This is a genomic window from Limibacter armeniacum (genome assembly GCF_036880985.1).
In the GTDB taxonomy this organism is placed as follows: domain Bacteria; phylum Bacteroidota; class Bacteroidia; order Cytophagales; family Flammeovirgaceae; genus Limibacter; species Limibacter armeniacum.
Genome location: NZ_JBAJNO010000009.1, coordinates 490981 through 504467 on the forward strand (window position 1 = coordinate 490981; position 13487 = coordinate 504467).

General features: G+C 40.0%; 12 protein-coding genes. 5 read left to right on the forward strand and 7 right to left on the reverse strand.

Annotated elements, in window-relative coordinates; translation table 11 throughout:
* Positions 1 to 7: 7 nt before the first annotated feature.
* The 4 genes from V6R21_RS19650 to V6R21_RS19665 form a co-directional block, all read right to left on the reverse strand.
* On the reverse strand, positions 8 to 865 hold the full coding sequence (locus V6R21_RS19650) for a DUF4349 domain-containing protein (protein WP_334245260.1): 858 nt from the start codon (positions 863 to 865) through the stop codon (positions 8 to 10).
* 144 nt (positions 866 to 1009) lie between these two features.
* Entirely contained in the window at positions 1010 to 1594 is a 585-nt protein-coding gene (locus V6R21_RS19655) for a hypothetical protein (protein ID WP_334245261.1), read from the reverse strand.
* A 161-nt stretch (positions 1595 to 1755) separates the two neighbouring features.
* Entirely contained in the window at positions 1756 to 2244 is a 489-nt protein-coding gene (locus V6R21_RS19660) for a nuclear transport factor 2 family protein (protein WP_334245262.1), read from the reverse strand.
* A 220-nt stretch (positions 2245 to 2464) separates the two neighbouring features.
* On the reverse strand, positions 2465 to 3760 hold the full coding sequence (locus tag V6R21_RS19665; RefSeq protein WP_334245263.1) for a metal-dependent hydrolase family protein: 1296 nt from the start codon (positions 3758 to 3760) through the stop codon (positions 2465 to 2467).
* A 255-nt stretch (positions 3761 to 4015) separates the two neighbouring features.
* On the opposite strand from V6R21_RS19665, the gene V6R21_RS19670 reads away from it, so the two are divergent.
* The 4 genes from V6R21_RS19670 (at position 4016) to V6R21_RS19685 (ending at position 8374) form a co-directional block, all read left to right on the forward strand.
* Positions 4016 to 5398 (forward strand): pyridoxal-phosphate dependent enzyme, encoded by a 1383-nt coding sequence (locus V6R21_RS19670; RefSeq protein ID WP_334245264.1) that lies wholly within the window; start codon positions 4016 to 4018, stop codon positions 5396 to 5398.
* Between the two features lie 49 nt (positions 5399 to 5447).
* Positions 5448 to 6611, forward strand: coding sequence for a cystathionine gamma-synthase (locus V6R21_RS19675; RefSeq protein WP_334245265.1), 1164 nt, complete (start codon positions 5448 to 5450; stop codon positions 6609 to 6611).
* Between the two features lie 142 nt (positions 6612 to 6753).
* Positions 6754 to 7254: a hypothetical protein gene (locus tag V6R21_RS19680; protein ID WP_334245266.1), complete on the forward strand. Its 501-nt coding sequence runs from the start codon at positions 6754 to 6756 to the stop codon at positions 7252 to 7254.
* 43 nt (positions 7255 to 7297) lie between these two features.
* Positions 7298 to 8374, forward strand: coding sequence for a tetratricopeptide repeat protein (locus tag V6R21_RS19685; protein ID WP_334245267.1), 1077 nt, complete (start codon positions 7298 to 7300; stop codon positions 8372 to 8374).
* A gap of 51 nt (positions 8375 to 8425) precedes the next feature.
* Here the strand turns inward: V6R21_RS19685 and V6R21_RS19690 are convergent, their stop codons facing one another.
* The 3 genes from V6R21_RS19690 to V6R21_RS19700 form a co-directional block, all read right to left on the reverse strand.
* Positions 8426 to 11146 carry a serine hydrolase domain-containing protein gene (locus tag V6R21_RS19690; protein ID WP_334245268.1) on the reverse strand — a complete coding sequence of 907 codons (2721 nt, stop codon included), beginning with the start codon at positions 11144 to 11146 and terminating at the stop codon, positions 8426 to 8428.
* A 189-nt stretch (positions 11147 to 11335) separates the two neighbouring features.
* The gene (locus V6R21_RS19695) at positions 11336 to 11938 is read right to left on the reverse strand and encodes a porin family protein (RefSeq protein ID WP_334245269.1); all 603 of its coding nucleotides are present in this window, start codon (positions 11936 to 11938) and stop codon (positions 11336 to 11338) included.
* 138 nt (positions 11939 to 12076) lie between these two features.
* Positions 12077 to 12958, reverse strand: coding sequence for a helix-turn-helix domain-containing protein (locus V6R21_RS19700; RefSeq protein ID WP_334245270.1), 882 nt, complete (start codon positions 12956 to 12958; stop codon positions 12077 to 12079).
* Positions 12959 to 13063: 105 nt separating this feature from the next.
* Between V6R21_RS19700 and V6R21_RS19705 the strand changes: the two genes are divergently transcribed.
* Positions 13064 to 13405 (forward strand): DUF983 domain-containing protein, encoded by a 342-nt coding sequence (locus V6R21_RS19705; protein WP_334245271.1) that lies wholly within the window; start codon positions 13064 to 13066, stop codon positions 13403 to 13405.
* The last annotated feature ends 82 nt before the right edge of the window (positions 13406 to 13487 follow it).

The window sequence follows — 13487 nt, forward strand, 5'->3', positions numbered from 1 at the left end:
CCATAGCCTATCTTTCAAGTTCCTTGTTTTTACGTTTTGCCCTTAATCTGATCAACCAGAAAGTCAACGGTATTCCTACAGCCAAAAATACCCACAGATTAGTCAGGATCAGTACAAACTCCAAAAATGCTTGCCACCCTGAATCCAATGAAGCCAATAGTCGCTCGCCAAAGCCTACTCTCATTGTTTTCTGTTGTACCAACTCCACTCTCTTGTAAATGACAAGGTCAATTGTACTTAAGTCTATTTGGCTTGACAACGATTTTATGATGCTTTCAGCTGATTCAATATCCCCTCTCACATCATTTAGCTTTTTCTCTACCTCTAGCATCTCCTCTACACTTTTCGCTTTACTCAAAATCCCTAAGTAGCGCGTCTCCAATGCTTTCTTTGTTCTGATACGGGCAGCCACATCCACATATTGTTCCGTTACATCTTTGACCCTGATTTCTTTTCGGTCAATCTGCTTTACCCCATCCAAAAGGCCACTAATAAATTGATCAAAGTTTGCTGAAGGAACTCTAAGTGTAAGACTTAAAGAATTACGATCATATTGTTTTGACGTTAACTCATAAGAAACAAATCCATTTACAGCCTTGATTTTTTCTGCAATTCGGGCACGTTCCTTTTCAAGGTCTTTGGTTTCAAAAGTAATATTCGCCTCCTTGATCAGTTTTCTTTCAGCGGGTTGTGGTGACTGTTGTCTTTGTTGGGTTGCTGCTGATGATGGTGACGCCATTTCTTCTGCCGCATACTCCATATCTTCATCGATAGATAATGACTGTAACCCTTCACTTTTTTGCTCATGCTGTCCGCATGAAACCAGCAGTACGCATATAAAGAAATAGATTGTTTGCTTTAGCATATAAGTTTGTTTTTGGTGTTATCAATCGGGGCATTATACTTCAAAACTGGAAACCTGTAAAAGGTTACAAAAAACCGTCAAGCATTTTCCTCAAATACCTGACGGTTATAATTGTAGTAATATTGTCCTAAAGAAAAGTTTTGTCTAATTCGCTTGTGCCAGTCGCTTACGGTTTACAGGTACAAATGAGTAAACCATAAGCGCCATAATCAAACTTGCAAATACCATTACAAATATACTTTCTGCATACCCCAATGGCTGCTTTCCTTTTGTCAGGTAAATCGTACTAGGAGACACAGCTATTCCCTTATCTTCCAGTAAGGACAAGGTTTCATCCGACTCCCCTTCCATATTGACCCAACCACTGATTTCCGTATCCAAAGACCCGAAATAGCTTCCGTCTTCAATACTTTCATTTGATACATCATAGTCGGTAACGAGCAGTTTTACAGCCTCCGAATCGGCACTAAGACCTGTCAATGGATAGGTAACAGACAAAATCTCACTAGTCGCTTTATCGTAATGAGCAACATATTTATCTGCATACAGTTTTACATCCTTCACGACAAAGTAGTCTTCAATTTGCTTTTCATTCGCAGCAAAAAGCTCAGGCAAAGTGTATGATTTAGGATTTGAGATTAGTGTGTTCAACTGGTAATCGACCAGTCCTTGTCTGAATAGGAAAAAGGCAGCAATCAGAAACAGAATTCTATAAATAATACTTCTCATGATAATAAAATAGGTTAAGTAAAAAGTAATTGCAATACGTGCAACATTGCTAATAAATTACAAAAGATTTGACTACATAATAATCAAATCTTTTGTCAAATTAAATTTCATTTAAATACCCTTCTTCAGAAGGATAGCGTAATCGATTATATATCAATCAATTAACCATCTATCAAATCAATAAACTGTTGAATCTTTTCATTAGGCACAGTTACTGAAAGTTGATAATGTTTGATCTTCCATCCTTCTTTTGTGTTTTCTAAAACACCTGAGGTACGGCAATCTCCCATCCAAGTATCGAGCACTTCATCAAACCAGACAATGTTACCTTCTTTCGAAACAAAAAGGTTACGTTCCTTTGCTGTAAAATCCCATGCTTTTCCTCTATCAAAATAGGGTTTGCTAAAACCTTCAAACTCTGTCTTGGTCCAGTGCTCAGTCACATCGGTTCCGATATAAATCCCATCTTCAGCTATTTTACCAAAATAGCCTTCATAATCAGCTTTGGCTGCTGCCCTATGCCAATCATCTAAAAAGGTATTGAGCGTCTGTTCAAGTTCGGTGGTACTTTGTTGTGGCTTTTCATTTTGAACACATGAAGTCATCAAAACAAAAAGCAGGGGAAGCAATGCGTAAAGTTTGTTTTTCATTTCCAATTAGTTATAGTCTATTAATTGGAAATATAAAAAAACCTCTCATGCTATAACAGCTTGAGAGGTAAAATCAGATATTTATTTTTCGTTTTCAGTTTATTGCTAATCTTGTATTGTCTAGCTCAATTAGTGTTGCAAATTTAATTTTTTAAACTAAAAAAACAACTCTTTTTGAAACCAAAAACACAATGCGAAAAATGAATACATATTCAATCAATTATTGAGGCTTAGCATATTCAGATTTATAAACTTTTCCGTCCTTCATTACGAAAACCACTTTCTCCATTACCTCTATATTTTCTAACGGATCACCATCAACTGCCACAATATCAGCCAACTTACCTTTTTGAATTGTTCCCACTTCTTTTGAAATGCCCAACAGTTCAGAAGCTGTTTTCGTTGCCGATTGGATTGCCTCCATTGGTGACATCCCAACTTCAGTCATATAAATAAATTCTTTCCAGTTTTCACCATGAGGGAATACCCCTGCATCTGTTCCAAATGCAATTTTCACCCCTTTCTTGTAAGCTCGGCTAAACGTTCCCTGAATCTTCGGTCCAATCTCTAATGCCTTCGGTACGATGACTCCCGGATAAAAGCCTGCCTTTTTTGCATTTTCAGTTACAGCTTTTCCTGCGGTAATGGTAGGTACGTAGTAAGTTCCTTTCTCAATCATCAACTCCATGATCTCTTCTGTCATTTCAGTACCATGTTCTATAGAATGAATACCTGCATTTACAGCTCTCTTCATCCCTTCGGCTCCATGTGCATGCGCTGCCGTCACAAAGTTATAGTCTGCCGCAGTCTCTACAATCGCTTTTAGCTCCTCGTCTGTAAACTGAGCGCCTTTACCATCCTTGGCAACACTCAAAACACCACCTGTAGCGGTAATCTTGATCACGTCAGCTCCATTCTTGTAACGGTGACGGATTGCTTCCTTAGCTTCGTCAGCACCATTGATCACCCCTTCCTTTGGTCCAGGATTCCCTCTTAATGTTCTGCGCATGCCATTGGTCGGGTCAGCATGTCCACCAGTTGTAGCGATTGACTTTCCAGCAGTATATACACGAGGTCCTTCCACCCAGCCACCATCAATGGCTTTTCTCAAGGCGATATTCACACCACTACCTCCTAGATCACGAACTGTCGTAAAACCTGTCATCAAGGTCTTTTTGGCATATACTGTAGAACGGAAAGCTACATCGATATCATCCAATACAAATCGATCCATATAATGACTAGGCGAAAACTCTCCTTCCAAGTGAACATGCATATCCATCAGTCCAGGCATAACAGTTTGCCCACTGAGGTCTATCAGCTGTTCATCTGCTTCAGGCATCACATAACCTTTCTTTACATCCAGAATTTTATTAGAATCCAAAAGTATAGACATTTCCTTCATTGCCTTGTCTGAGCTCCCATCAATCAGCTTTCCGCAATGTATAATCGTCTTCTGCGCAAAAAGGCAAGAACTGCCCAACAGCACCGTAAAAAGTAGTCCCAGTTTTTTCATTAGTAGTCTAGTATTTAGCAATGAGAAATAATATTTGACCTATTCATTTAGATCAATCTTACATTCTGATTATATTTAAATTAATTCTGAAAAATATAAAATTTCAATATTTTATCTCAACGATTAAGGAATTTATAAAATCAAAACACAACACAAACACATCTAACCCAACAGTAGACTGTTACTGAAACCCATGTATTTAAACATTTCGGAAGCGCTACTGTTATTCATCACATTAATTTACCTGATCTTGCTATGGACAAATCAAAAAACACGTATCCTGACTTGCTTTCCATGATCGGAAACACTCCCTTGGTTAAAGCTAACCACCTTGACACAGGTGTATGTGAGCTTTACCTGAAAATGGAGAGCATGAACCCAGGGGGCTCAATCAAAGACCGTATTGGGCTTTCCATGATTCAGGATGCCGAAGCTAAAGGACTGATTAAACCTGGAGACACACTGATTGAAGCGACTGCTGGTAATACTGGCTTGGGGCTTGCCTTGGTCGCAGCCCTGAAAGGTTACAAAATGATGCTTGTGATCCCTGATAAGATGAGTCAGGAGAAAATATCCCACCTCACCGCCATGGGGGTAGAAATCATTATGACCCGATCAGATGTTGGAAAAGGACACCCTGAGTATTATCAGGACCTTGCTGCTAAAATTGCAGAAGAACGTCCTAACACCTTTTACATTAACCAGTTCCAGAACCAAGCAAATCCACTGGCTCACGAAACCTCTACCGGTCCTGAAATCTTTGACCAAACAGATGGAGAAGTCGATGCGGTCGTATGTGGCGTTGGTTCAGGTGGTACCATCTCAGGGCTGGCTCATTACTTTCAGAAAGTAAAGCCTGATGTTGAAATGGTTTTGGCAGATCCTGAAGGGTCTATCCTTGCGGACTATATACATAAAGGCTCTTATGGAGAGGCAGGCTCTTGGTTTGTTGAAGGAATTGGTGAGGACTTTATTCCAGACATCGCAGACCTTTCCAATGTCAAAAAGGCGTATACCGTAAGCGACAAGGACAGCCTCTTAACTGCCCGTGAACTGCTGCTAAAAGAAGGTATCTTGGCAGGTTCTTCATCCGGCACCATCGTAACCGCTGCATTGCGTTACTGTCGTGAGCAGACCACTCCAAAAAAAGTAGTGGCTTTCGTATGTGACAGTGGCAGTAAGTATTTCTCTAAGATGTTCAACGATCACTGGATGGAAGACCAAGGCTTTATCGAAAGAGAAACATACCATGACCTACGTGATGTTGTTTCCAGATTCTACACCAAACGAGAAGTAGTCACAGCCAAACCAAGTGATACCTTACAGGCAGCATACTCCAAGATGAAAATGTATGACGTTTCGCAGCTGCCTGTTATAGAAGATGGAAAAATTGTAGGCATCCTTGACGAACATGATCTGCTTATTGCTGTTCATAAAAATAGTCATGCCTTCCAACAGGAAGTGAAAAGTGCCATGACATCGAACCTGACACTGATTCATCCGAAAGACTCAATGGATAAACTTACCGAAATCCTTGAGCAAGGTTATGTCGCTATCTTGACTGAGGGTGACAACTTTATCGGATTGATTACCAAGATTGACTTGCTCAACTACCTGAAAAGAAAAAATAATAAGTAAGAACTTGGATATAGGACCTGTCTTATATCAAAATCAATAATCAGCCAAAATGAAAGAATACAAATTTGCCACAAAAGCTATCCATGCAGGACAGGAACCCGACCCTACCACAGGAGCGGTCATCCCTCCTATTTATGCCACTTCCACCTATGTACAATCGAGTCCGGGCGAACACAAGGGGTTTGAGTACTCTCGAAGCCACAACCCTACCCGATTCGCATATGAAGCGGCAGTAGCAGCACTTGAAAACGGGAAAGCTGGTTTTGCCTTTGCCTCAGGATTGGCAGCAGCCTCGACCATTCTGGAAGTATTGGATGCTGGCGACCACGTAATTGCCATGAATGACTTGTATGGTGGTACTTTCCGCCTGTTTGACAAGGTCCGTAGGCGTAGCGCCAATCTGGAGTTCACCTTTATGGATCTCAATGACACTGCTGCTTTGGAAGCTGCGATCCAGCCCAACACCAAGATGATTTGGGTAGAAACGCCGACTAACCCTATGCTGACATTGGTGGACTTGGAAAAAGTTGCCGCTCTGGGTAAGAAACACAAGCTGATCACCGTAGCTGACAACACCTTTGCCACTCCATACCTGCAAAGACCATTGGACATTGGTTTTGATATTGTCACACATTCAGCAACCAAATACCTGAACGGACACTCTGATATTGTTGGTGGAGTGGTCATCACTGGTGATAATCAGGAACTGGAAGACCAAATCCGTTTCCTCCAAAACGCTGTCGGTGGAGTACAGGGACCATTCGAGTCATTTCTTGCTAACCGAGGCCTAAAAACGTTAGCGCTCCGAATGGAAAGGCATTGTCAAAATGCCATGGAAATAGCTAAATGGTTGGAAAAGCATCCTGCTATTGAAAAGGTAATCTATCCTGGCTTACCATCTCACCCACAGCATGAACTTGCCAAAAAGCAAATGAAAGCATTCGGCGGCATGATCTCAGTAATCTTGAAAGGAAACCTTGAACAGACCAAGAAGTTCTTGGAGCACTGTCACGTATTTACGTTGGCAGAAAGCTTGGGTGGTATTGAAAGTCTGATTGAGCACCCTGCAATTATGACGCACGCTTCCATTCCTTCCGAAACCCGAAATGAGTTGGGTATTTCAGATGGAATGGTAAGACTTTCAGTGGGCATTGAAGATGTAGAAGATCAAATTGCTGACCTTGAAAATGCCTTAAAACAAAGTGGCATTTAAGACTATAAATCATTGATAATCTGAAGCGGTACATCAATCACATTGGTGTACCGCTTTTTTTCATTGTAAACACCAACTTATTTATTAACAAAAAACTCATTATCTTATCATCAGTATTTTTTTATCACAAACCCCTAAACTGATGAAAACTTTAACCCTTACACTTTTTATCTTCTTAACCTCTTTTGCGGCATTCTCTCAGGATTTTAAAATTCCAACTAAATACACACTTGAAACTGAGGAGGATTATGATCGTTATGAAACTGACGCACTGGCTTGTATCAACTTTCTACTGGATGAGCCTTATTACAGACAGGATAGTGAAAGACAAAAAGCCAATAAGTTTGTAGTTGAATGGCTGTCGGGAAGCCCCAAGGTTCATATCGGGATTGATCCACGAATTCTGACATTTATTCAGACATCACCTGAAATGCTTGTGATTTTTATGGGAGGGTGGGCTAAATACAGTCTTGAATCTAAAGATTTTGACAATACTGAAGCAGGTAACCTTGCCGGAATTCAGGCTGTAATTGATTTTTATACCAAGAACAAACCTACTCTCAACAAGGATAAGAATATTGAAAAATATATCAAGTTAGCTAAAAAAGGGAAGCTGAAAGATTTCATCTCTCAAAATGCTTGACACTGTTTTCTGACAACCACTAAACTACTCTAAACTTCTAATTATGAAAACGATAACCACTTGCTTACTCCTTCTATTCACCACTTTATCCTTTGCTCAAACTGACAAGGAAAAAGCAGCGCAATTATGCCAAGCAGCCATTGTAAAAATGGACTCAGGCTATACTGCCCCTGCTATAGAGCTATTGGAAGAAGCTATGGCTCTTGACCCTGACAACTACACTTACCTTTACGAAATAGGTTATGCACACTGTATTGCCAAGAACTTTAAGCAAGCAATCAAAAAATTTAAGAAAGTAACCAAGTATCCAAATATAAGTGACAGGGTTTACCAGATGTTGGGGAACAGTTATGACTGGAGTGGCAAACCATCTAAAGCCATCAAGACCTATGAAACAGGGTTGAAAAAATTCCCTAACTCAGGCAGGCTTCACCTCGAAAGGGGTAATATGGAAATGATGAATAAAAGATACGGGAAGGCTTTGCGCTATTATGAAAATGGAATCAAGGTAGATCCTACTTTTTCATCAAACTACTATTGGGCTGCAAAGATTTATGGAGGCTCAACGGAAGAGGTTTGGGCAATGATTTATGGCGAACTGTTTATGAACCTGGAACGTAATACCATACGTACTCAGGAAATCAGCCAAATGCTGTTTGAACTTTACAAGTCACAGATTACCATCTCACCCGACTCCTCAATTGAGATCAGTTTTAGCAAAAACACCACCCTGCAACTCAATGACCTGATGGATGAGGATAACTTTAAATTACCATTTGGCATTGGTGTTTATGAGCCTCTGCTAGGTGCATCTGTTATCAATGAAAAAGAAATCAACATAGCCTCATTGAACAGAATAAGACAAAAATTTATAACAGCTTATTTCAACAGTAATCACCATGAGCAATATCCAAACGTACTGTTCGAGCACCAGAAAGAAATGCTTGATCTAAATCATTTTGAGTCTTATAACTACTGGTTACTTATGATGGGAGATGAAGAAGAGTTTGGAATGTGGCATGAGCTAAATAAAGAAAGATGGGATGAGTTTGTGACATGGTTTGTCCAGCACCCAATGGAACTCAATGATTCCAACAAGTTTTACAGTTATCAGTACTGATCATACAGCTAAAGTCGGGTGATGCTAACACATCACCCGATTTTATTTGCTTCAATCTGCAAGGTCATAGTCAGGCCACTCAGTCCTGCTGGCAACTTCTGCATTGATGACTTCCAATAACCTGTTTTGAATTTCCTCGTCAGGGATCACCCTTGTATTGGCAAGTACCGCAAAACCAAAATCATTATTGACTCTTGATAGTACACTGGACGTACCTGAAAGTGAACCGTAGATATACCAGTTGAAAAAGCCAAAGTATAACTCATTCAAACTTGATTGTGACAGGATATCAGGTTGATCAGGATTACGGTCAATTCTTCTCAGTATTTTCACCAAATCTGTTGCTGATGCCACCCAACCTCCGGCAGCATCCAATCTTTCAATGTTCAAGTTATAAGGACTGAACCCTTCCTGTCCATAATATTTCACCTCATTTGGTAACCGTTGTCCCAATGTATTCCCTCCTATTTGCATGGCTGCATTTACCCCTGAAGCCTGAAGTACATTGCTCTGCATGTAATTTTCATAAGACATCCCTGATACCGCTTCTATAATACGCCCCAATAGCATATAGCCAAAATTCAGATAGTAATAGGTAGCTCCTGGAGAGTATTCCAAAGCCCTGTTATCCAACATATCTGCAATCAGTTCAGCCTGACTTGTACTGATGTTACTAAAGAGTGGGTCAAAAGGGATATTGGTCCAACCTGAGGTATGTTCAAGTAAATGACGGACTGTAACCTGCTGTTTGTCATTACTGTATGGCGGTGTCCCAAACTGGTTTCTTAAAATGCCGTCATCACCAAACACTTTATCATTGAGGTTCAATAGACCTTGGTCTTTCAGCTTGAGGATTCCCACAGCAGTAATCGGTTTGGATACACTCGCAATTCTAAATAATGACTGATTGGTAACAGGAGCTTGACTTTCCCTATCTGCAAAACCATATGAAGATGCATAAACCAATTTTTCATCCTTAATAATCGCAAGTTGGACGCCCGGTATATTATAGCTGTTCATCACGCCTTGTATTGCATTATCCAAACCGTCAAAATGGGTAATCAACCTAAGGGTGAAAGTATTTTCAGAACCATCTTCAGCTGCTACTGTCAGCGTAACCTCATTGGTCAAGTCTACCTCAGAAGTACCACTTGTCAATTGTTGCCCCTCTATAGATAATTTAGCCAATGGAGATATTTCAAAAGTGGGTACCAAAGAAGTCCTATCTGTCTCAAATGGTAAAAAGACCAATACTTCTCCATCCTTGACTTCCCCTTCCGAACTGATCACGCCACCATTATTAGCTGCCTCAAAACCAAAACTTATCAGCTCATTCTGATTAGACAATTCATTTGTAACAGTGATATATGCCTCTTTTTCTATCTCATCTTCTCCTTTTTCATTGGACACTTTCAAACCAACTGTGTACTTCCCTACTGTTGTATAGACAATAGCCGGATTTGGTATTGCTGATGTCGAAGGTGTACCTCCATCAAAGTGCCACTGCCATGTACTTGGCTCCCCTTCTGACAAGTCTTTGAAATGAATTGTATCTCCAACCTGTATGGCTGTTTGATCAGCTTCAAAAGCCGCAGTAGGTGCTGTCGCAATTGACTTTTCTCTTACATTAATAAAAGACGCTTTTGTCTCTGTATCTTCTGAATTGGCATTTCTAGCTGTCAAGCTCACAGCATAAACACCTGCTGAATCATAAACGACTTTAGGGTTTGCCACATTGGAAGTCGCAGGCGTCCCCCCTTCAAAAGTCCACTGAAGTGTTGAAGGCCGACCTGTCGAACGGTTGGTAAACTGTATACTATCTCCTGCCTGAATATTGGTCTTGCTTACAGTGAAATTTGCATTTACCTCATCTTTTTTGATATCAACACGGGTAACTGTAATCAAAGCATCTTTGGTCTCTGTATCTTCTTCATCCGCATTTCGAACAGTCAATGACACTGTATATTCCCCTGCTGAATCATAGACAACAGTTGGGTTTACTTTATCTGACACAGTAGGCTGTCCACCTTCAAAAGTCCATTGTAAAGAAGTTATTGCTCCTGTAGATCTGTTGGTATACCGGACACTATCCCCTGCCTGAATATTAACTCTATCAACCGAAAATTTCGCCATTAATTCCTCTGTCGAATCTCGTTCAACAACGGTGATATATGCAGCTTTTGAAAGTGTATCGGCAGCATTCTCCGTTTCATTCGAAGCAATAAGTGTTACTTCAAATGTTCCCGCAGAATCATAGGTAACTGTCGGAAACTGATCAGCAGACGCCATTGGATTTCCTCCCTCAAAAGTCCATTGCCAAACAGTGGGGTTTCCTGTTGAGCTATCTGTAAACCTGACGATATCCCCTTCCCTAACCATAGTTGTATCCGCTGTAAAGTTGGCGACAACTGCCACCGTAGGGCCATCTCCATTGACTGAGATATACCCAACCTTGGTAATGGAATCTTCAGCATTACCATTTGAAACACTTAGTATCACCGAGAACACCCCTACAGTATCATAGGTAACAGTAGGATGTTGTAGAGATGAAGTGTTAGGCGTACCTCCTTCAAAAGTCCAACTCCATGATGTTGGTTCTCCTTCCGTCTCATCCATAAAATGGACTGAATCACCTGCATTTATAGATGTGACATCAGCCGTAAACTCAGCGGTGATCTCTACAGCAGGAGTTGTTTCATCAGTATCATCAGAACAGCTAAAGTAGATAAGTAATAGAGAGGAAAGCAGCAATAGAAAAATAGGGCGTTTCATGAGACTAAGTTTTCGCCTGCAAACAAGCCATAAGCTCAAAGTGTATTTCACCTAATTAGGTAACATCTCGTCAAAAAAGGGAGTTCTTTAATGGACAAGAGCCAAACTCAGTATCCTAATAGTTTTTATACATAAAAAAGGTCCCCATTTCATTTGGGGACCTTTTACTTGAATGGATAAATCATCCTTTTATGCCTTAAAGAAGTAATCTAACGACACTCCTACAACATGATTATTCCATTCATCATTGTTAGACTGTAGCAGGTTTGTCATGCCTTTGTAATAGTTTACCCTTAGCTTTACCTTTTCTGAAAACTGAAGGCCTGTTCCAAAATTCACTCCTGTTGAGAATCGCTTAATATCTCCCTCTTCACTGCCTATTGTCAGCGTCACAAGCTCATCATTGATTTTAGTAAACGCTCTGAAGTTATACTCCAAATTGACACCTGCATCCAAGAACAGCTTAAGCCCATCATCATTCAAATTGAAATTGTATCCCAAGTTCACAGGTACATCAATCGCATTCAATCCCCATCTTTCATCAGCAAATTGAAATCCTCTTTGATTAAGCAGTACGGCACCTCTCAAAAAAGCGCCATCCGAAAGCTTATACTCACCAACATATCCCAGTCTTATTCCCCATGAGTATTCCGTATCAGCTTCCACATTGGAAATCATCAAGTTTCCTCCCATCATATTTGCTCCTACTTCTAAACCTCCTTTATAAAGAGACTGAGAATAAGATGTCAAACCCAATAGTAGCAATGGCAATAGTAGAAATAGCTTTTTCATTTTTGTTTATTAGTTATTTATAGGTTTTCATAAATCCCCCTCCTACACATTCATGTAATGAAACGAGGAAATGTAATCTTATTTAAAGTTAATTGTTTATTAGTTTAATCCAATAAATAAACCTGATCGAAAAGCCACTTATTGCACTCTATATTGCTTGCTAAACTCAGAAGGTGTTACACCTGTCCACTTTTTAAATACTCTTGAAAAATAGGCGTAATCCCCATACCCCAAATCATAGGAAATCTCAGAGAATGAACTACTTGTAGAAACCAGCATTCGCTTGGCTTCCAGCAAAACCCGCTCTGTAATCAATTCGGTAACGGTCTTACCCAAAGACTCTTGCGCTAGTCGGTTCAGGTGCCGCTTGGTGATATTCAACATTTCCGCATAAGCCGCTGGCGACTTTTCCTCTTTATAATTTTGCTCAATCAATATTTCCAGATTTCGCAAGTGCCGTGAATAGGTACTGGACTTTTGAATGCCATTTTCCTGTACACTAAAGAACTTCCTGCTTAACTCGATATAGATATAGCTCAACAATGAGGAAACCTTTTGTCTTGTAAACAGCTGTGGAGATGTGTATTCTGAAAGCAACTCTTCAAAAAAGTGAGACAGTTTACCACATTCTGTTCCTGACAGGAAAAGCACCGAAGGATTTAATAATGAGTAAAAAAAAGGAAAGTCAAAGATGGACTGATTGGTAAAGGAAATGTCAAAAAACTCCTGTGTATGAAAGAAGATAATCCCCTCAACATCATCAGACAGCTCCCAGTAATGTGTTTGCCCAGGGTTCATCATAAATACACTCCCTGCCTCAATAGGATACCGTTCAAAATCTATTTCATGAATGCCCGTTCCTTGCGTAAACAAAACTGTCAGAAAAAAATCATGCTTATGTGGGATCAGAATACTTTTATGGTGCGTCTCCAAGTGGTTACTGAAAGTATTGCAGTAAAAGTCTACCGAGCCTTCCATACTCTCAAACTCCGATATATTCAGTATGCTGATTTTTTTCATTAGTCCCTAAACAGTCAATGTCTCAATTATACAAAAAGTTGAAACTTTCCTTCAAAGGAAAATTCCCTTACTGAAGCGAATTTTGCAAAAATAAACTTCATATCTATGGTAAGGCTTGTCAAAAAAATCATCAGGGGTAAATGTCCCATTTGTGGGAAAGAAAAAGTATTTGGATCAAAAGGGAATGTCTTCTTGTTCAAAGCGCCTAAAATGAAAGAATGTTGCCCTAACTGCCAGCACAAGTTTGAAAAGGAGCCCGGTTACTTTATGGGAGCTATGTATGTTAGCTATGCGTTGAGTATTGCCGAAATGGTCACTGCCTTTATCATTAGCAGGTTGTTAGGAGTTCCATCTGACTACATCTTATACCTATTACTTTTTATCGTAATGATCCTTTGGCCATTTAACTTTCGTATGTCCAGAATCATATGGATGTACCTGACATAAACAGTATCCCAAAAACACCTTTTCACTATAACACCTTGTTATAGTGGCTATCAAACAATGGGTTGAAGTAATAAATAACTTC

Excerpts from the sequence above, each read along its gene's own strand:
- V6R21_RS19650 (WP_334245260.1), bottom strand. The coding sequence starts at position 865 with ATGCTAAAGCAAACAATCTATTTCTTTATATGCGTACTGCTGGTTTCA.
- V6R21_RS19685 (WP_334245267.1), top strand. The coding sequence starts at position 7,298 with ATGAAAACGATAACCACTTGCTTACTCCTTCTATTCACCACTTTATCC.
- V6R21_RS19660 (WP_334245262.1), bottom strand. The coding sequence starts at position 2,244 with ATGAAAAACAAACTTTACGCATTGCTTCCCCTGCTTTTTGTTTTGATG.
- V6R21_RS19680 (WP_334245266.1), top strand. The coding sequence starts at position 6,754 with ATGAAAACTTTAACCCTTACACTTTTTATCTTCTTAACCTCTTTTGCG.
- V6R21_RS19675 (WP_334245265.1), top strand. The coding sequence starts at position 5,448 with ATGAAAGAATACAAATTTGCCACAAAAGCTATCCATGCAGGACAGGAA.
- V6R21_RS19700 (WP_334245270.1), bottom strand. The coding sequence starts at position 12,958 with ATGAAAAAAATCAGCATACTGAATATATCGGAGTTTGAGAGTATGGAA.
- V6R21_RS19695 (WP_334245269.1), bottom strand. The coding sequence starts at position 11,938 with ATGAAAAAGCTATTTCTACTATTGCCATTGCTACTATTGGGTTTGACA.
- V6R21_RS19690 (WP_334245268.1), bottom strand. The coding sequence starts at position 11,146 with ATGAAACGCCCTATTTTTCTATTGCTGCTTTCCTCTCTATTACTTATC.
- V6R21_RS19655 (WP_334245261.1), bottom strand. The coding sequence starts at position 1,594 with ATGAGAAGTATTATTTATAGAATTCTGTTTCTGATTGCTGCCTTTTTC.
- V6R21_RS19665 (WP_334245263.1), bottom strand. The coding sequence starts at position 3,760 with ATGAAAAAACTGGGACTACTTTTTACGGTGCTGTTGGGCAGTTCTTGC.
- V6R21_RS19705 (WP_334245271.1), top strand. The coding sequence starts at position 13,064 with ATGGTAAGGCTTGTCAAAAAAATCATCAGGGGTAAATGTCCCATTTGT.
- V6R21_RS19670 (WP_334245264.1), top strand. The coding sequence starts at position 4,016 with ATGGACAAATCAAAAAACACGTATCCTGACTTGCTTTCCATGATCGGA.